Consider the following 18,476-nt stretch of genomic DNA (forward strand, 5'->3'; position numbering starts at 1 on the left):
TTGATACCCCGCCGGAGGGGATTCAGATCAGGAAAGCATGGATTCGAGGAAATCGGACATGTCGGATTCCTCATCCATCAGCTGGCCACTGCCGAATTCGGCATTCCAGTCGAGCAGGAATCGCGCCAGGGCACGAGCCTGGTCGGCGAGGGCCTTCAGCTCGTCGCGGCTGTTCTTCGGACCGGTATACAGCTTGACCCGGCGATGGCTGTCAGCCAGCTCATGATCCGGATACTTGGAACGGTATACTTCCAGTTTCCAGCGCAGCGAGTGCACCATATTCCGGTAAAAAATCAGCTTGGTGGAGAGATGCAGGAGCGAGAAGTCATCCAGGTCACCGAAGAGGGTACAGTCGACCCCTAGCACCTGGGTGTCCCGGCTGGTCGGCGCCGCGCTGACATTGGCTGTCCGTGGCTCCGCCAGCAACATCGACAGGTCCCCGAACACCTCGCCCGGCCGGATTACCGCCAACGGCCGGCCTGCAGCCAGGCTATCGTCGTCATCGGAATCTATGTGGACGTTCAGCTCGCCGCGCAGCAGGAAATAAACCCACTGATCCACATCTCCTTCCGCCAGCAGAGACTCCCCCGGGGCGAGCCCAACCAGGCGCGAGCGCTGCAGCACGACGTCATACTGCCAGTCGCTGGCCGCACGAATGTCACGAAACAAATGAATGACACTGAGAAGGCGGTCCACCGCCTCCCGGGGGTAGTCACTGAGAGGTTTTATATCCATCGGGTTATTTGCAAAAGAAATCTGTTGGATCGCGTTATGGCTTTGTGTGTTACAGGCGCGCCGGGGCGCCCATGCCGAAAATTTCATCAGGGCGGGTATATTTCCCGCGAAGTCCAATCCGTTTTTACGGGGCTCTCCTCACTGAGGAACACTATCCGGCTCGTCCCGATTGTACCGGCCCTATGACCACTGTCTCCCTGTTGCAAGTGCATTTTCGGAAAAACGAGACATTCTACCCGTTTTAGGCTTGAACTCCATTGCAGTTGAAGTAGAGTTAGGAACAGTCCGGACTAAATGAAGGGTTTGTACTACCGGGACGTTTTTCGACGCATCCAGTAGGACAAAATTTTTACCGGGCAACGCGCTTCGGGGGAGGAGAGCGTAAAGTAACCTATCCTACGGATTAATCCCATCCGGAAAGACAGACACCAAAATAAAATGAAATCGTTAAAATTCATCACCGCTGTAATGGTGTTTGCCGCGGCAGTGTCCGCCAGCGCTGCACCGTTATTGAACGGCCTTGCACTTGAACAACAATTTAACAAGGATCGCTACATTGCTGCTGTCTATTCCGACACACTTGCCGACAGCGCCGGCGTGATCCTGGATGAGAACACCACCCGCCGCCTGGAAATCCGGGTGGTCGCCGACAGTTTGTCTGCGCGTCGCCTGCGCAACCAGTGGATGGAAGCGATCGCCATCAACAATAGTGGCAGCTCGCTATCCGCCCAGGCCGACAACATGGTTACCTTCGCCAACCTGTTTTCCGGGCGCCTGAAGAAAGGGGACCAGCTGCGGATCGACTTTGACGGCGCTTCCGGAGCCAGCACGGTGAGCCTGAACGGGATCCAGCTGGGCAGGATCGAGGATCGCAAGTTCTTCACTACCCTGCTGCGCTCATGGGTCGGACCGGTACCGCCCTCCACAGAATTCCGCGAGGGCCTGCTGGCCGCAGGCGACGTTGATTCGGGCCTGCTGGGCCGGTACGAACTGCTGGAGCCCACGGATGCCAGGGTCCTCGAACTCAGCGAAGCCAATGAAGAGAACAGCGAGGAAGAGGAACAGGCAGAGTCCGGCTCCACGCCCGAGACCGAAAAGCCCAAGCCCTCTAAGCCCAAGGTAGCAGCCAATATCCCGCCGCCCTCCCTCGCCTCGGTCGCCAAGCCGAAGGCGCCGGCGACACAGCAACCGGCACCGGCCAGCAAGCCCGAGCCGGCCCAGCCGCGTCCGCAGCCCAAGCCCGCGCGCAAGGCGGCCCAGGAGGTAGAGGAAGAAGAGGACCAGCCGCTGACTGCCGATGTCCTGTTGGCGCGCCAGATCTACCATTCCATGCTGCTGCGACACACCTATGACTTCCTCCAGTACCCCCAGCGGGCACTGGAACGGAACCAGGAAGGCAGCATTCGTATCCGCGTCACCATCGACCAGGCGGGGCGCGTACGCGATGTCCAGACTGTCCAGGCATCCCGCTTCAACGACCTCAACCGGGCGGCGGTATCGGCGATCAAGTCCGCGTCGCCCTACCCCAAGGTACCGCCGGCACTGGCCAAGAACGACTACGAGTTCTCCGTGCCGATCACCTTCCGGCTGCCGGACTGACAGGTCAGCAGGCCTCACACATCTCCAGAGCCCCGCCCCGTGCGGGGCTTTTTCATTCCCCGCCTTCAGCCGAACCACCTCTGCACATCGCTCAGGGGCTACTGCTGGCCGCAGGCCGGTTGCCCGCCTGTGACGCCAAAGTTTACTATCCGACCGGAATAACTAGACCGAGAAAGGCCGTAGTATGAAAAAACTGATTCTTTCACTCGCCATTGCCGGCGCGGTAGCCGGCTGCTCCAAGCCGGAGAGCACCACCTCCGGGCAGCAGGCCGCCACCGAAGGGGCGCAGGCTGTCGCCGAGACAACGACCTCCCGGCAAGCCGAACTCGGCTCCGGTATTGACCTGGCAGCCATGAACACCGAAGTCCGCCCACAGGACGACTTCTTCGCCTACGTCAATGGCGGCTGGATGGAGAAGACCGAGATTCCTGCCGACAAGTCCCGCTGGGGTACCTTCGACCAGCTGGCCGAACTGAGCACCGAACGGGTCAAGGCCCTGATCGAGGAAGCCGGACAGCATGCGGAAACGCCGGAGGCCAAGAAGATTGGAGCGCTCTTTAACAGCTTTATGGATGAAGAACGCGTGGAGAAACTGGGCATGCAGGCGATCGCCGACGAGCTGGCCAGGATCGATGCGATCGAGGATCGCGACCAGCTGGCCCGCTACTTTGCCTACGCCGACAGTATCGGTTTCGATGCTCCGTTCGGTGTGTTCATCAACCAGGACGTGAAGGACGTCGAGTCCTACACCGCCTATTTCTGGCAATCCGGCCTGGGCATGCCCGATCGTGACTCTTACTTTGACGACAGCGAGAAGGGCCAGAAACTGCAACAGGCCTACCGGGACTACCTGGTGAAGGTCCAGCAGATCGCCGGCCTGGCCGAGGCTGAGGCCCGTGCCGAGACCATCTACCAGCTGGAGAAGAGCCTCGCGGAGCACCAGTGGACGCGCGTCGACAACCGCGACCCGGACAAGACCTACAACAAGAAGACCCTGGCGGAACTGGCCGAGCTTATGCCGGCGATCAACTGGGAGGCCTACCTCCCGGAAGCGAGCCTGGCAGGACTCGACAGCGTGATTGTCGGCCAGCCCGACTATTTCGCAGCTGCCAACCAGGTGATTGCCGACACCGACCTGGCCACCTGGAAGCGCTACCTGAAGATCAAACTGCTGACCTCCGTGGCTCCTTACATGCACGGCGAACTGGCACAGGCCCGGTTTGATTTCTACGGCACGGCGGTGCGCGGGGTAACTGAAATGGAACCGCGCTGGAAGCGCGGCGTACAGTTCGTAAACGGTACCGCAGGCGAACTGGTGGGCAAGCGTTACGTGGAGAAGCATTTTCCGCCGGAAGCCAAGGCCCGTATGCTGGAACTGGTGGACAACCTCAAGGCCGCATACCGCGATTCCATCGAATCCCTCAACTGGATGAGCGAGGAAACCAAGAAGCAGGCCCTGGACAAGCTGGCAAACTTCACCACCAAGATCGGTTACCCGGATGAGTGGCGCGACTACAGCGCCCTGGAAGTCAGGCCCGACGACTTGGTGGGCAACGTTATGGCAGCGCGCGCATTCGAGAACGCCTACGAGCGCGGCAAGCTGGGCCAGCCTATCGATCGCGGTGAGTGGCATATGAACCCGCAGCGGGTGAATGCCTACTACAACCCACCGATGAACGAGATCGTGTTCCCGGCCGCCATCCTGCAGCCGCCCTTCTTCAACATGGAAGCTGAGGACGCCGTCAACTACGGTGGCATCGGTGCCGTGATCGGCCATGAAATCGGCCACGGCTTCGACGACAAGGGCAGCAAGTACGACGGCCAGGGTTACCTGAATAACTGGTGGACCGACAGTGATCGCGCCAACTTTGAGCAGCTCACCGGTAAACTGGTCGACCAGTACAATTCATTCGAACCCCTCGAGGGCGACCACATCAACGGTGAACTGACACTCGGTGAAAACATCGGCGACCTGTCCGGCCTGGGTATTGCACACAAGGCCTACAAAATGTCGCTGGAGGGTAAAGAAGCACCGGTGATCGACGGCTTTACCGGCGACCAGCGCCTGTTCATGGGCTGGGCCCAGGTATGGCGCGGCAAGACCCGGGACGAGGCACTGCGCAACCGACTGAAAACCGACCCGCATTCCCCGAAGAAGTACCGGGTGCTGGGCGTACTGCCGAACATCTCCGGCTTCTACACCGCATTTGAGGTGAAAGAGGGCGACAAGATGTACCTGCCGGAAGAGGACCGCGTCACGATCTGGTAAGCACCGGAGCAACGCAACCCCAAAGCCCCGCCCTGCGGGGCTTTTTTATTGCCGGCCCGCCGGCAGATCCCTCCCGTCTGTTCTCCCCTGCAACTGGCAGCGCGGGATTCCTCCCGTAACCTGCAGGGTGAAATCCGCGTGCTAATGTAAATGTTCAGTGGCGGCAGTCCATTGCCTGACCGGAACAAACTGATCGACAAACCACCGGTACCCGCAAGATCCAGGCAATCGTGAATCGGGCTGCGCGCACCCGGCCGGAAACCAATAAGTCTGACGTTCCCCGGATGGAGCCCGTAATGAAAATTTGCCATGCCCTGCTCGCTGCCATTCTCCTGCCCCCCCTGGGGGCCAATGCCGGACCGTCGGGGGAATCCACCATCCCCGAGCGGCCGGAGGAATGGCACCGTATCGACTGGGGAGATTTCCTGGTCCGTGTGGGCGGCTCCTATATTCACCCCGAGGATCGCTCCAGCCAGCTCAAGTTTGCAGTACTCCAGTCATTCGACCTGTACCGGACACGCTGGGAGTTCGATAGCGAGACCACCTGGCATATCTCTGCCGCCTGGCGCCCCATGGAGCACTGGGGTATCGAGCTGATGTATATCGACGGGGCGGAGTATGACGTTAACCTGAGTAACTTCTATGTATACCCGGGCAGGAACTCCATTGACCTGGGCAAATTTGAGGCGACCTCCTCCAACGCCTTCTTAAACTGGTATCCACTGGACGCCTCCTGCCTGGCACGTCCTTACATTGGCCTGGGCGTCAATTACACCGATTACCACGACGACCGTCTCGACGAGGACTTCGCCAATTACCTGGTGGATGAGGGACTCGCGACCGGACCCGCCACCCTGACCCTCGGCCATTCCTGGGGGGCCGCAGGACAGCTGGGTGTGGATTACACACCGATGAGGGACGTACCGCTGCTGCTGAACCTCGCTGTGATCTACTTCGAGTCGGACACCAACGCCGTCGTCCGCTACCGCACCCGGCGCGGCAACAACCGTCTCTACTCCGACTTTGACTACGACCCCTGGGTGGTGAATTTCGCGATCGGTTACAAATTCTAGGGATCATCCGGACCCGCGTTCCAGCGTCCACGCAACGCCTGCTCCCAACGGCGCCCCGGAATCCACATAACGACAGGTATATCGGTGATCGAGCAAACCCAACCGGCACAAGGCATTCCACCAGGCAAGCGGGATTCCCGGGTGCCCCGTTTTTTCAGCCAGTCGCTGCTGGCACTGGGACTGATCGCCGCAACACAGGGCAGTTGGGCTACCTGCACCCCCGGTAATATCGGCACCGCCGGACCCGACCTGATCACCTGCGACGAGGAAAATGATGCCGAGGGTGCCGACGTTTCCTCCCTGCAGGGAAATGACACCCTGGACCTGCTGGGCGGCACCATTAACACCGTGGATGCCGGGGACGGGGACGACCAGGTCAATATACTGGGAGCGGTGATCGAGGGCAGCGTGCTCACTGGCGCCGGTCGCGATACCGTTATCCTCAACAGCCGCGCTTCCGATGTGGGCGACTTCCTCGAAGGCGGCGGCATCGATACCGGCGCCGGGGATGACACCGTCGAGGTGCTCGATGGGCTCGCATTCAGGGTCCATACCGGTGACGGAAACGACAACATCCTTCTCGACGGCGGCCTGATCTATGAATTTCTGGACGCTGGTGCCGGTGACGACTTCTTTTACTGGGATGAGGGGGTAATCTTCGAGTTCCGCGGTGGTACGGGCTCCGACACACTGGAGATGGATGCCTACGCCTACGAGGGCGAGGCGGTGCTCGATGGTGGCGACGATTACAGCGCTGAAGATGGCGATATCGACTTCCTGCTTTTCAAGCTCGACCACACCGTGGATGGCAGCCTGCTGCGCAACTGGGAGCGCATCGGCGTACAGGGCAGTTCCAAGATGATCTTTGTCGGCAGTCTGGAGGTGGGCGGTGGCTTTGTCGACGGAAACCACCTGGGGCTGGATGTCTTCTGGGGCGGGCTGGTGGAATTCGATCCCGCCGAATTCACACTGATCGGCAACATTGCCAATGCGGGTACCGTGAACCTGCAGAATGATCGTTACGATATCGTTTCAGTGGTACGCAACAGTGACGGTGATTACGGCAGCTTCGTCGGCCGCAATGGTCGCCTGTGGTTCGATGCACAACTCAATACCGATACATCCGCAGCCGACCTGCTACGCATCGAAAACAGCCTTTCCGGCCGCACCACGGTACGGGTCAAGAATCTCGGCGGGCTGGGTGCCCTGACCACAGGTGACGGTATTCGTATCGTTGAGGTAGGGGGGGATTCCCCCGGTGATGCACTGGTACTGGACGGCGACTACGTCAGCCGCGACGGTCCGCCGGCGGTGATTGCCGGAGCCTACGGTTATACCCTGCATCACAATGCCCTGTCGGATCCACAGGATGGCAACTGGTACCTGCGCTCATCCCTGGAATTTCCCCGCGGCAGCTCGGTAGAGGAGCGGTCGCGCTGGCAGCCCGGCGCCGTGATCTATGAATCCTATGCCCAGGTGCTGCGCTCGCTTAACCGCGCACCGACCCTGCGCCAGCGACTGGGCAATCGCTTCTGGATGGGCACCAGCCACTGGGATGTGGGAAGCTGCGATTACGTGGACTCACTCGAGCGCACCATCGACGGTGGCGGTCCGTGGATCCGCGCTGAGGCACGCTACACGGACGAGTTGCCGGGTTTCTCCACCACGTCCAGCGAATGGGAGCAGGATCGCTGGCTGGTCCAACTGGGTTTCGATGCCCCGCTTCACTACAGTATTTACGGTCGCGCTCCCATCGCCGGCATTGCCCTGCATTACGGTGAAGCTGACACCGACGTCACGTCTTTTTTTGGTAACGGTAAAATCGACACTGAACAGTTCGGTGTTACCGGCACTTTCACCTGGTATGGGACCGACGGCACCTATGCCGACTCCCAGCTCTACTTAAACTGGTTCCAGTCTGACCTCCGTGCCCGGGGACTGCGGCAGCTGCCCGAGGATCGCGATGCATTCGGGTACGGGTTTTCCGTCGAGGCAGGCCGTAGCTTCAAGCTATGCGACCACTATTCCGTCACCCCGCAACTACAGATGAATTACAGCAACGAGGACGCCGACGATTTTCGCGATGTGTACGATGTGCACGTCACCGATGTCGACAATGGCGGCTTCAGTATCCGACTGGGCGCCGCCTTCGAGGAGCGGGTGTCGCGCCGCAAGGCCGGCACTGATATGTTCGGCACTCGGGAGCTGGAGCGCTACAGCCTCTATTTTACGCCCAGTGTCATCTACAACATCGGTGACGAAACCGGGGTGACCGTATCGGAAACCCTGCTGGAGCAGGAACCGGACGACTGGTATGGGACCCTGGCAATGGGAGCCTCCTACGAAGAGTGCGGTGATCATTGCTCGGTCTACGGCGAACTCAACCTGTCCAGTAGCCTGGAAAACTTCGGTGACAGTGTCAGCACCGCGATAATAGTAGGCCTTCGGCTCAAGTGGTGATGCGGGGTTAATTGTGCCTGTGGCCAGTCAGCCACCCCTCGCCAGCGATCGGCGCCGGGTCTGGAGCTGGGCGTTTTACGACTGGGCCAATTCCGCTTTCGCCACTGTGGTGCTGGCCGGCTTTTTCCCCCTCCTGTTCCAGGATTACTGGAACGCCAGCGTCACTGCCGAGGCGGCAAACCTGCGCCTGGGCTGGACCAACGCCGCGGCCTCGCTGGTGATTGCCGTCACCGCCCCGTTCCTGGGGGCAGTGGCGGATCGCGCCGGTGCGCACAAGCGCCTGCTGTTTCTGTTCGCTCTGTGTGGCATGCTGGCGACCGCGCTACTCGGCTCGGTCCCCGGTGGCGAGTGGTTGGCGGCATCGCTGCTGTTCGTCTGTGCCACGGTCGGTTTTCTCGGCAGTAACCTCCTCTACGACTCCCTGCTGGTGTATGTAGCGCCGCCATCGCGCTGGCATACGGTATCCGGGCTGGGGTTCGGGCTCGGTTACCTGGGGGGCGGGCTGCTCTATCTCGGCTGCGTTGCAGCGGCACTGCAGCCACAACTGTTTGGCTTTAGCGACAGCACCGCCGCGGCGCTGTCCGCATTTGTGGTGACCGCACTCTGGTGGGCGCTGTTCTCCCTGCCTCTACTACTGTGGGTTCCGGAACCGGAACCGCTCGCCGGCGGCAACGAGCCAGCCTGGCGCCAGGCCATCACCCAGCTGCGTATCACAATGCGCATGCTACCGGATTACCGGCCGGTGGCCTTATTCCTGCTGGCTTACTGGCTGTACATTGACGGGGTCGGCACAGTAATCAGGATGGCGGTGGCCTATGGACGCGCCCTGGGGTTCGAGCGCTCTCACCTTATCCTGGCGCTGCTGCTGGTGCAGTTCGTGGGTTTCCCGGCCGCTGTTGCCTTCGGCTACCTTGGCGCGCGCATCGGTGCCCGGCGCGGCATCTATATCGGCCTGGGTGTCTACATCCTCGTCTGTAGCTGGGGGGCCTTTATCCGGTCCCCGTGGGAGTTCTTTGCCATCGCTGTCCTGATCGGACTGGTCCAGGGAGGCGTGCAGGCACTGAGCCGCTCGCTTTACGCCCAGCTTATTCCCGCGGAAAAGAGCGGCCAGTTCTTCGGTTTCTACAACCTGATGGGAAAATTCGCGGCATTGATTGGCCCGCCCCTGTTTGGCCTGTTTGGCGCCTGGTTCGGGGATGCTCGCTACTCCATGCTGGCACTGATCCTGCTATTTGTCGCCGGAGGGCTGCTGCTGGCCCGTGTACCGGAGCAGCCCGGCCAGTCACATCCACGACCGTGACAGCTTCCCATGCGCTGCCTATCATTGCGCCCGCAACCCCAATGGAAATGAACCAGCGGTATACAACATGAAGAGACGGCGCCCGCGCCTGCCGGCCGGCACCCCGACGGTGGAAATTGAACGACTCAGCCACGAAGTGCGCGGCATCGGCCGTGTCCGTGGCAAAACCGTGTTTGTGGACAACGCGCTGCCGGGGGAAACCGTGCGGCTCAGCTATACCGCCAGCCGCTCGAAATTTGCCGAGGGCGTCGCAGTGGAAGTGATCGAGGCCTCCGCCAATCGCTGTGCACCGCGCTGCCGGCATTTTGAAGACTGCGGGGGCTGCGCCCTGCAACATATGCAACCGGCGGCGCAGATCCAGGCCAAGCAACAGATTCTGCTGGACCAGTTACAGCGCTTCGGTGGCATCAGTGTCCCGGAGACATTGCCGCCGCTGGTTGCGGCTCCCTATGGCTACCGGCGCAAGGCGCGACTGGGAATCCGCGCATCGCGCAGCCGCGGCATCGTGCTGGGCTTCCGGGAAAAGCGCTCCAACCAGCTCACCCCCATCAGCGAATGCCCGATTATGCCGGATGACTTTGCCCGGCACCTGCCCGCGCTCACACAACTGATCGGGGCCTGTGAGAGTCGCGCCGGCTTCACCCACCTGGAGGTGGCCATCGGCGAGGATGCCACCGCGCTGGTCCTGCGCCACCAGCAACCCCTGCCACAGAAAGACCTGGAGCTGTGGCTGGCACTGGCCCGGAAAACAGGTTTCCACCTCTACCTGCAGCCCGGAGAACCTGACACCGTGCACCGGGTTTGGCCGCAGGCCGGTATCGAGCGGCTTCATTACCGGCTGCCGGCATTCAACCTGGAGATAGGCTTCCACCCGCTGGACTTTATCCAGGTGAACTTCGACATCAACCGGCAGATGGTAGAGCGAGCCGTGGAATTGCTGGATATCCAGCCCGGCGAGCGGGTGCTGGACCTGTTCTGTGGACTGGGAAACTTTACCCTGCCGCTGGCGCGCCATGCCGAAGAGGTGGTAGGCGTAGAGGGGGATGCATCGCTGCTGGCGCGCGGACGGGAAAATGCGGCAGCAAACAGCCTGGGTAACGTCGCCTTCCACGCAGCGGACCTGACCCGGGATATCACCGCGAAGCCCTGGGCCAGGGCCGGCTTCGACAAGATCCTGATCGACCCGCCGCGCACCGGCGCGATCGAGGTGGTACGGGAACTGGCCCGCTTCAAGGCGCGCAGGGTGCTCTATGTCTCCTGCAACCCCGCAACCCTGGCCCGCGATGCCGCTGAGCTGGAAAAGCTGGGCTACCGCCTGCAGAGGGCCGGCGTCATGGATATGTTCCCGCAGACCACACACGTCGAGTCCATGGCCCTGTTCGAACTGGGAAAATAGCAGGTGATGGCCGCCCGGCAACCCCGGACGGACATCGGTCAGGAGGCTTCTTCCATCGCCTTTTTGTAGAGGGATTTCCGCGGTTGGGCGAACACTCGCCGCAGCATGGGCTCAAAGAATTCCAGCGGCAGGGTCTCGGCCTCCCGGTCGAAAGCCGGGGCATCGTACTTTGACACGAACTCCAGGGTACGCTGGTAATGGGGATGCTCGCGGTACTGCTCGCGCAGGTTACGATCCATGCCCAGGTAGTGGAAAAAATAGTAGCCCTGGAAAACCGCGTGGTGCTTGATCATCCAGTGGTTGGCCTCGCTGACGAACGGCTCCAGCAAAACGGCGGCCACATCGGCATGGTTGTAGCTACCGAGCGTGTCCCCGATATCGTGCAGCAGCGCGCACACCACATACTCCTCATCCTTGCCGTCTCGGTAGGCCAGTGTCGCGGCCTGCAGGCAATGGGTCAGGCGATCCACCGGGAAGCCGCCAAAATCACCATCCAGCAGTTTCAGGTGGGCAATGATCCGATCCGGTAACCCCCGGGCAAAATCCCCGAAGGCGTCGGCGATTATTTTCCAGTCCTCCGCAGTGCCGTTTTCCATGTCGGCGAACCGGGCATGTTCCTGTACTTTTTGTTCCATGAACTCGGGCCTCAGTCGCGATAGCTCGGGTCGATACGGTCCAGCTTGCGCAGGAGGCCGGGCCAGATCAGCTTACCACCCTGGCTGCTGGTGACCCTGTCGCCCTCGCCAAGGATCTTGTCGAGGATAGGCTGCGGCACCGGCGTGAGGCGCTGGTTGCCGGCCAGTGCCGCCACCTGGATCTCACAGGAACGCTGCAGGATAAACATCGACAGGAAAGTATCGGCAACGCTCGGTCCGCAGGTCAGCAGACCATGGTTGCGCAGGATCATAAAATTGGCATCGCCCAGGTCCGAGACCAGCCGGGCTTTTTCGTCCTCACGCACGGCGATCCCCTCGTAGTCGTGATAGGCGAGACCGGACAGCGGGAACAGGGATTGCTGGGAAATCGGCAACAGACCCTCGCTCTGCGCCGCTACCGCCACCCCCGCAGTGGTATGGGTGTGCATGACACACTGCGCATCCTCGCGCGCCTCATGGATGGCACTGTGGATGGTGAAACCGGCGGGATTGACCGGGAAGGGACCGTCATCCACCTTCTCCCCATCGAGGTCGATCTTCACCAGGCTGGACGCGGTAATCTCCTCGAACATGGCCCCGAAGGGATTGATCAGGAAGTGGTGCTCAGGACCCGGCACCCGGGCCGACAGGTGGGTGAATACCAGCTCGTCCCAGCCGTAATGGGCGACCAGCCGGTAGGCCGCGGCCAGGTCGACACGTAGTTGCCATTCTTCCTCGCTGACCCTGCCCTGCAGGGACGGTATGGAATCCAGCATTGTGCTTCTCCCTCTATCACTGTGTGTTTGTCGTTATTGGTTTGCTACATTCTGGAACCCCTCTCGCCGCAACACTGTCAACTTGTTTACACTTGGCGGATGACTGATCTGCTGCCATTTCTCGACGCCTGCCCCCTGCTTGCCGGACTGCCGGAGACCGCCAGGCGTTCCCTGGCCAGACGCGCCCGCCTGCAGCACTACAGCGCCGGGCAGGAAATCTATCCACCGGGGTCCATGCAGAGCCGGCTGTCGATCGTGGCAGCGGGACGAGTGCGTATCTGTTCCGGCAACGCCGAGGGCCGCGAGGCGACCCTGGCCCTGCTGGATCGCGGCGCCTGGTTTGGTGATACGGTTTTTTCCCCTGGGATGCCCCGGGTATTCGGCGCGACGGCGCATGAAGACAGCCAGGTGGTGGATGTGGGGGGTGAGGAGCTGCGCGCGCTGATGGCGCAATACCCCGGGGCCTACCCGGTGGTGCTGGACCTGGTGAGCCGGCGCCTGTGGGCAGCCATGTCGATTATCCAGGACGATGTACTGCGCGGTACCGAGGCACGCATTGCCCGGCGCCTGCTGTTCCTGGCACAGATGCAGAACCCGGTGGAGAGCGCCGATGGCGCAGCAAGCTTCCGCATGACCAGGGAACTGCTCGCCAATATGATGGGCATGACCCGGCAGGGACTGCACCGGGTACTGAAAACCATCGAGGCACAGGGACTGGTCCAGTTCGAGTATGGCCGTGTGACCATTCCCGACCCGGTGCGCCTGCAGGCCTACATCGAACAACTGGACTGAGACAGCACGGCGCATTGCCCCGGGCAGCGGCGCAATGCGCCGTGGTTATTGCGCCCTGCCCGGTAAAAATTCAATCAACCCGCACCGGCCGCAGGTTCACCAGGCTTGTCCCGGGCAGTGCGGCGGACTGGCGGAATCACCCGGCGGCCGTATGCCGCCAGCAGGAAACCGACCGGGAACATCAGTACGCCGTAGATCGCCGAGGGCACCGACATCTCACTGGAGTGCAGCAGGGTCAGTGTCACCATCAGGCCCAGGGTACCGTTCTTGATCCCCAGTTCCGTGGCCACCGCCAGCCCCTCTTGCCGGGACAGCCCACAGAGGCGACTGGTCAGCAGTCCCAGGCCGACACCGGCCAGGTTCAGCAGGATGGCCGAGGGGCCCGCCTGTGCCATCAGCTCGAGGAAGCGGTCGCGGATCCCGTACACCAGGGCAATCACCAGCACGGCCAGCACCAGGCCACCGAAAATACTGACGACACCCTCGGCACGGGTAGCCAGCAGTGGTTTCCAGGCCCGCACCAGCATACCGATCACCACCGGCAACAGGACGATGACTGATAGCATCAGCACCGTGCGGCCGAATGGCAGCACGATTTCACGTTCGGTGCCCATAAACAGCTGCAACGCGTAATTGGTGAATACCGGCAGCGTCATGACCGTGATCAGGCTGGCAGATACGGTCAGCACGATGGACAGGGCCACATTACCGCGGGCGAGCAGGGTGAACAGGTTGGAGGTAGTCCCGCCGGGACAGGTGGCGATCACCACCAGGCCCACGGCGATGGCCGGCGGCAGGCTCAGGAGCCAGCATAGCGCGAAGGCGAACAGAGGCATCACCAGGATCTGGGCAATCGTTCCCAGGATCAGTCCCGCAGGCTTCACCGTCACCTGGTGAAACTCCCTCGCGGTGAGGGTCATGCCGATACCGATCATGATGATAAACAGGGAGATCGGCAGGCCGATCGAAATCAGGGGGCCGGATTCCACGGATACCTCCTTTCGTTATTATGTAGTTATGGAGGTTAAACCCTAGCACAGGGTGTCGCTTGCGCGCCGGGAATCTTCGCAACCGCAATATCCACAATCCATGCCCGGCCACACGCCGGGCAAGAGCAACAAGAGAAAGCCAATGGCTGCAGAGCAGTTGGGCGTAACACCCGATCACTGGGCCAACCTCGCCTGGGCAGTGGGCGCCGGGCATATCGTGAGCGATTTCGGCCTGCCGTGGCTGCCGCCTTCACGGCAGGCCGAGCTGGCCGACTACTTTGGCCGCAGTGATGTAGCCCGCAATCTGGCACCGCAGCTGGAAACTTCCATCACCTGCGATAACAGCCGGGGATCGGCGACACGGCTGGGCGTCTATTTTGAGAACCTGTGGGCATTCGCCTTCCAGCAACACCCCGATTACCGCTTACTGCATCGCAACCTGCCCCTGCGCGCCGGGGGCCGAACCCTGGGCGAACTCGATTTCGTTGTACATCACTTGCCGAGCGGGCTCACCGAGCACTGGGAAATCGCCGTGAAGTTCTACCTGCAGGTGCAGGGCGAATTCTGGGTGGGGCCGGGCCTGCGCGACCGACTGGATATCAAGCTGGCGCGGATGCGCGAGCACCAGCTGCCCCTGATCCGCCAGCCGGCAGTCCGGACGCTGCTGGCGGACCAGGGGATACAGATTGACCGCCAGTGGGCACTGATGCCAGGTCGCCTGTTCCGCCGCCTGGGAGACAGCGGGACAATCCTCCACCGGGCCATCAACCCGGCCACCTGCCGTTACTGGTGGGCACGGGTGGACGAATTCCAGCTCCACTTTGCAAACCGGCCTTATCGCTGGAGCCTCCTGCCCAAGCGGGCCTGGCTGGCAGACCGGGCTTACCGGGTGAACCGCGCCGACGATTGCGCGGCCATCGCGGCCGGATTCCTGCAGAATGAGTCCCGCGGGCCGGTCTGTGTTGCGGCTCTGGACCATACTGGCGAGATAAGTCGTGGCTTTATCGTGCCGGACAACTGGCCGGAACTCGCCCGGGCCGGTCTCTGAGCCCACTCCGCAGCCACCTACTGACAATCCCATTGACATGCATCAATTTACCTTTACAATTTTCAGAAATTTCTGAAACATTAAAAACTAATGAAACTATCCAGTCAGTCGCAGGCGTTCGTGCTGCACTTTGGCGAGATGGGCAGTCGCTGGGGCTTCAATCGCACCGTGGGGCAGATGCTGGCCCTACTGACGATACACAGTGAACCCCTCAATGCGGACCAACTCGGTGAGGCACTGAAAATCAGCCGCGGCAATGTGAGCATGGGACTCAAGGAGCTGCAGGCCTGGCGCCTGGTGGAATTGCATCACCGGCCGGGCGACCGCAAGGATTACTTTACCGCCGCCGGATCCATCTGGGATATGGCCCGCACCGTATTCGAGGAGCGTCGCAAGCGCGAGCTGGACCCCACACTGTCATTGTTGCGCCAGCTGCTGCTGAATGATCCCCAGGATGAAGAGGAAGTCCGCGCCCAGGAGCGCATGCAGGAGGTCTATACGCTGCTGGAACTACTCGATGAATTTGCCACCACATTGAGCCGCCTGAGCGAGGATGACCTCCTGCGGCTGATGAAAATGGGCTCCGGCCTCAGCCGGCTGCTCGACCTGCGGGAAAAACTCAAGGGGGGATCTTCCGGCGCCGGGGACTGACATCCTCCCCGCGCAGACCGCTTTTACCGTCCGGGCGCGCCAGAGCATCTATCCTATTAGCCTCGGGGTGCCCATCATCTACCGAGGTAGCCATGTTAGATACTCTGGTCCTGTCAAGGATACAGTTCGCCGCCAACATCAGTTTCCATATTCTCTTTCCCGCCATCACCATGGCACTGGCCTGGATACTGTTCTTTTTCAAACTGCGCCACCAGCAGACCGGTGATCCAGTGTGGATGCGCGCCTATCGCTTCTGGGTCAAGGTCTTCGCGCTGACATTTGCGCTCGGGGTCGTCAGCGGCATCACCATGTCCTTCCAGTTCGGCACCAACTGGCCCGGCTTTATGGAAACCGTGGGAAATATCGCGGGCCCCCTGCTCGGCTATGAAGTTCTTACCGCGTTTTTCCTCGAGGCCACCTTCCTCGGCATCATGCTCTTCGGCATTGATCGGGTACCTAACTGGCTGCATACCGTATCCGCCCTGGTGGTGGCGATTGGTACTTCCATCTCCGCATTCTGGATCCTGGCACTCAACTCATGGATGCAGACCCCGGCGGGATTCGAGATACGGGACGGCGTGGTGCATGCCACCAGCTGGCTCGAGGTCATCTTCAATCCATCTTTCCCATACCGTTATACCCATATGATGCTGGCCTCGGGGCTGACCGCTGCATTTTTTGTCGCCGGGCTTTCCGCGTACCGCATTCTCAGGGGCGACGAGAAACTCGCTCCACGCCTGTCACTCAAGACCGGACTGGTGATGGCAGCTGTGCTGGCACCAATCCAGGCTTATGTTGGCGACCTGCACGGCCTGAACACCCTTGAGCACCAGCCACAGAAAATTGCTGCCATGGAGGGTATCTGGGAAACGGAGCGCGGCGCACCCCTGTTGTTGTTTGCAATCCCCGACGAGAAGGAACGCACAAACCACCTGGAAGTCGCGATACCCCACTTGGCCAGCCTTATTCTCACTCATGATGCCGATGGCGAAATCCGCGGCCTGGACGAATTCAAGGATAATCACCCGCCAGTGGCACCACTGTTTTTCGGCTTTCGCATCATGGTGGGAATGGGAATACTGATGCTGCTCACCGCCTGGGGCGGCTGTTACCTGCTGCTCAGGCGGGGGGAACTACCACGCTGGACCCTACGCGTGCTGGTAGGTATGACCTTCTCCGGCTGGGTGGCGACCCTTGCCGGTTGGTATGTCACGGAAATTGGCCGCCAACCCTGGCTGGTTACCGGCGTGCTCAGAACCGCCGATGCGGTGACGCCCCTGGCGCCCGCGAACGTCGGTTTTTCCCTGACCCTCTACCTGGCGGTATACGTCATCCTGATGTACGCGTATATCCATACGCTTAAAGTCATGGCGCTCAAGGCCGTCAAGGTCGAGGAGTTCGAAACCGAGTCCCCGTCCGCCGAGGGCAGCACTACCAGCCTGCCCGGATCAGCCGAGGAGGGTTCAGCATGAATACCGAGATCCTGAGCGAAAGCCTGACCTATGCGCAGTGGCTACCAGTCATTTTTATCGGCCTGATGGGACTGGCCATTTTGATCTACGCCATCCTGGACGGTTATGACCTGGGGGTTGGCATACTCTTGCCCATGAGTTCCGCCGACGAGTTAAAACGTGACACCATGATTGCCTCTATTGGTCCCTTCTGGGACGCCAATGAAACCTGGCTGGTGCTGGCCATTGGCATCCTCCTGATCGCTTTCCCTGTCGCCCATAGCATGGTCCTGATGAACCTCTACATCCCTGCGGCGATTATGCTGGTTGGACTGATCATGCGCGGGGTCGCCTTCGACTTCCGCGCCAAGGCGGCGGTGGACCTGAAGCTGACCTGGGACCGGACTTTCAAGGCCGGCTCACTGCTCACCACTCTCGCCCAGGGATACATGCTGGGGCAGTATGTGATGGGGTTCGACACCCATTGGAACGCCCTGCTGTTCTCCGGGTTGAGTGCGTTCGGCGTAACTGCTGCTTACAGTTATGTTGGTGGCGCGTGGCTGGTAATGAAAACCGAGGGCGAGCTACAGAAACGTGCCGTGCGCTGGACACAGCAGGCGGGACGGGCAACATTCCTCGGGGTAGTGGCGGTGTCAGTGGTCAACCCCATGGTAAACCCCGGGGTTTTTGACCGATGGTTCACTTACCCCCTGGTAATGTTCGTCCTGCTGATACCGACCGTGTGCTTTGCCGTTTTCCTGTTCAATGACCGCCTGCTGAAACGGCTGCCCAAGGAAAACGACCGGCACTGCCGTGTGCCTTTCTTCCTGACGGTCGCGGTCTTCGTGCTCTGCTTCACCGGGCTTGCCTTCAGCTTCTTTCCCGAGATCGTCCCCGGCAGGCTCGATATCTGGGAGGCCGCCAGTGCCACTGAATCACTGACTTTTATCCTGGTAGGCGCCGTAATCGTCGTACCACTCATCCTGGCCTATACGGCCCTGGCCTACCGGGTTTTCCACGGCAAGGCCACTGCACTCAAGTACCACTGAAAAAAACCGGGGCCAAACAAGGGCCCCGGATAGCCCGGCGCGGCCGCAGTCATGTCGGTTCGCGCCAATCTCCCGGCTCCTTCACCAACCAGCTCCCTTTCAGGCACAAGCTCTGTGCCCCACTGGCACGATCACTGAAATCATTGAAATTACCGAAGGGTCGGCCTGAATGCCCGTGCACTCCCGGAGCCGCAGGCTGGCGTTCATTATCAAGCTGAATAAATGTTCGAGTTAAGCAGGTGCTTATAAAGTA

General features: G+C 60.9%; 15 protein-coding genes. 11 read left to right on the forward strand and 4 right to left on the reverse strand.

Annotated features, from left to right (window positions below; translation table 11 throughout):
- Window positions 1-27: 27 nt before the first annotated feature.
- Window positions 28-735 carry a cyclic nucleotide-binding domain-containing protein gene (locus LVE68_RS06755; RefSeq protein ID WP_233006259.1) on the reverse strand — a complete coding sequence of 236 codons (708 nt, stop codon included), beginning with the start codon at window positions 733-735 and terminating at the stop codon, window positions 28-30.
- 438 nt (window positions 736-1,173) lie between these two features.
- Between LVE68_RS06755 and LVE68_RS06760 the strand changes: the two genes are divergently transcribed.
- From LVE68_RS06760 to rlmD, 6 genes are all read left to right on the forward strand, one after another.
- On the forward strand, window positions 1,174-2,334 hold the full coding sequence (locus LVE68_RS06760; protein WP_233006260.1) for a TonB family protein: 1,161 nt from the start codon (window positions 1,174-1,176) through the stop codon (window positions 2,332-2,334).
- A 184-nt stretch (window positions 2,335-2,518) separates the two neighbouring features.
- A complete protein-coding gene (locus LVE68_RS06765; RefSeq protein WP_233006261.1) occupies window positions 2,519-4,603 on the forward strand; it encodes a M13 family metallopeptidase in 2,085 nt (694 codons plus the stop codon).
- 296 nt (window positions 4,604-4,899) lie between these two features.
- Window positions 4,900-5,676 carry an OmpW/AlkL family protein gene (locus LVE68_RS06770; RefSeq protein WP_233006262.1) on the forward strand — a complete coding sequence of 259 codons (777 nt, stop codon included), beginning with the start codon at window positions 4,900-4,902 and terminating at the stop codon, window positions 5,674-5,676.
- An 84-nt stretch (window positions 5,677-5,760) separates the two neighbouring features.
- Window positions 5,761-8,136 carry an autotransporter family protein gene (locus LVE68_RS06775; RefSeq protein ID WP_233006263.1) on the forward strand — a complete coding sequence of 792 codons (2,376 nt, stop codon included), beginning with the start codon at window positions 5,761-5,763 and terminating at the stop codon, window positions 8,134-8,136.
- Between the two features lie 13 nt (window positions 8,137-8,149).
- A complete protein-coding gene (locus LVE68_RS06780; RefSeq protein ID WP_233006264.1) occupies window positions 8,150-9,436 on the forward strand; it encodes an MFS transporter in 1,287 nt (428 codons plus the stop codon).
- Between the two features lie 67 nt (window positions 9,437-9,503).
- A complete protein-coding gene (gene rlmD, locus LVE68_RS06785; protein ID WP_233006265.1) occupies window positions 9,504-10,832 on the forward strand; it encodes a 23S rRNA (uracil(1939)-C(5))-methyltransferase RlmD in 1,329 nt (442 codons plus the stop codon).
- A 38-nt stretch (window positions 10,833-10,870) separates the two neighbouring features.
- Here the strand turns inward: rlmD and LVE68_RS06790 are convergent, their stop codons facing one another.
- Together LVE68_RS06790 and LVE68_RS06795 are read right to left on the reverse strand one after the other, a co-directional pair.
- On the reverse strand, window positions 10,871-11,467 hold the full coding sequence (locus LVE68_RS06790) for an HD domain-containing protein (RefSeq protein WP_233006266.1): 597 nt from the start codon (window positions 11,465-11,467) through the stop codon (window positions 10,871-10,873).
- Between the two features lie 11 nt (window positions 11,468-11,478).
- Complete coding sequence (locus tag LVE68_RS06795) at window positions 11,479-12,243, reverse strand: class II aldolase/adducin family protein (RefSeq protein WP_233006267.1); 765 nt, start codon at window positions 12,241-12,243, stop codon at window positions 11,479-11,481.
- A 99-nt stretch (window positions 12,244-12,342) separates the two neighbouring features.
- Between LVE68_RS06795 and LVE68_RS06800 the strand changes: the two genes are divergently transcribed.
- Window positions 12,343-13,035, forward strand: a complete 693-nt coding sequence (locus LVE68_RS06800; protein WP_233006268.1) for a Crp/Fnr family transcriptional regulator — start codon at window positions 12,343-12,345, stop codon at window positions 13,033-13,035.
- A gap of 74 nt (window positions 13,036-13,109) precedes the next feature.
- Here LVE68_RS06800 and LVE68_RS06805 read toward each other — a convergent pair whose 3' ends face one another.
- Window positions 13,110-14,024 carry a bile acid:sodium symporter family protein gene (locus LVE68_RS06805; protein ID WP_233006269.1) on the reverse strand — a complete coding sequence of 305 codons (915 nt, stop codon included), beginning with the start codon at window positions 14,022-14,024 and terminating at the stop codon, window positions 13,110-13,112.
- 142 nt (window positions 14,025-14,166) lie between these two features.
- Between LVE68_RS06805 and LVE68_RS06810 the strand changes: the two genes are divergently transcribed.
- From LVE68_RS06810 to cydB, 4 genes are all read left to right on the forward strand, one after another.
- A complete protein-coding gene (locus tag LVE68_RS06810; RefSeq protein WP_233006270.1) occupies window positions 14,167-15,072 on the forward strand; it encodes a DUF1853 family protein in 906 nt (301 codons plus the stop codon).
- A 90-nt stretch (window positions 15,073-15,162) separates the two neighbouring features.
- Window positions 15,163-15,723 carry a GbsR/MarR family transcriptional regulator gene (locus LVE68_RS06815; protein WP_233006271.1) on the forward strand — a complete coding sequence of 187 codons (561 nt, stop codon included), beginning with the start codon at window positions 15,163-15,165 and terminating at the stop codon, window positions 15,721-15,723.
- A 92-nt stretch (window positions 15,724-15,815) separates the two neighbouring features.
- A complete protein-coding gene (locus tag LVE68_RS06820; protein WP_233006272.1) occupies window positions 15,816-17,195 on the forward strand; it encodes a cytochrome ubiquinol oxidase subunit I in 1,380 nt (459 codons plus the stop codon).
- The gene (gene cydB / locus LVE68_RS06825) at window positions 17,192-18,223 is read left to right on the forward strand and encodes a cytochrome d ubiquinol oxidase subunit II (protein WP_370636803.1); all 1,032 of its coding nucleotides are present in this window, start codon (window positions 17,192-17,194) and stop codon (window positions 18,221-18,223) included. Before LVE68_RS06820 ends, cydB begins: the two co-directional genes overlap by 4 nt.
- The last annotated feature ends 253 nt before the right edge of the window (window positions 18,224-18,476 follow it).

Origin of the sequence: Microbulbifer sp. YPW16, assembly GCF_021290385.1 — a bacterium.
In the GTDB taxonomy this organism is placed as follows: Bacteria; Pseudomonadota; Gammaproteobacteria; order Pseudomonadales; family Cellvibrionaceae; genus Microbulbifer; species Microbulbifer zhoushanensis.

What these genes read in the sequence shown, in the direction of transcription:
- LVE68_RS06755 (WP_233006259.1), bottom strand. Translation starts at nt 735, where the DNA reads ATGGATATAAAACCTCTCAGTGACTACCCCCGGGAGGCGGTGGACCGC.
- LVE68_RS06760 (WP_233006260.1), top strand. Translation starts at nt 1,174, where the DNA reads ATGAAATCGTTAAAATTCATCACCGCTGTAATGGTGTTTGCCGCGGCA.
- LVE68_RS06765 (WP_233006261.1), top strand. Translation starts at nt 2,519, where the DNA reads ATGAAAAAACTGATTCTTTCACTCGCCATTGCCGGCGCGGTAGCCGGC.
- LVE68_RS06770 (WP_233006262.1), top strand. Translation starts at nt 4,900, where the DNA reads ATGAAAATTTGCCATGCCCTGCTCGCTGCCATTCTCCTGCCCCCCCTG.
- rlmD (WP_233006265.1), top strand. Translation starts at nt 9,504, where the DNA reads ATGAAGAGACGGCGCCCGCGCCTGCCGGCCGGCACCCCGACGGTGGAA.
- LVE68_RS06790 (WP_233006266.1), bottom strand. Translation starts at nt 11,467, where the DNA reads ATGGAACAAAAAGTACAGGAACATGCCCGGTTCGCCGACATGGAAAAC.
- LVE68_RS06795 (WP_233006267.1), bottom strand. Translation starts at nt 12,243, where the DNA reads ATGCTGGATTCCATACCGTCCCTGCAGGGCAGGGTCAGCGAGGAAGAA.
- LVE68_RS06800 (WP_233006268.1), top strand. Translation starts at nt 12,343, where the DNA reads ATGACTGATCTGCTGCCATTTCTCGACGCCTGCCCCCTGCTTGCCGGA.
- LVE68_RS06810 (WP_233006270.1), top strand. Translation starts at nt 14,167, where the DNA reads ATGGCTGCAGAGCAGTTGGGCGTAACACCCGATCACTGGGCCAACCTC.
- LVE68_RS06815 (WP_233006271.1), top strand. Translation starts at nt 15,163, where the DNA reads ATGAAACTATCCAGTCAGTCGCAGGCGTTCGTGCTGCACTTTGGCGAG.
- LVE68_RS06820 (WP_233006272.1), top strand. Translation starts at nt 15,816, where the DNA reads ATGTTAGATACTCTGGTCCTGTCAAGGATACAGTTCGCCGCCAACATC.
- cydB (WP_370636803.1), top strand. Translation starts at nt 17,192, where the DNA reads ATGAATACCGAGATCCTGAGCGAAAGCCTGACCTATGCGCAGTGGCTA.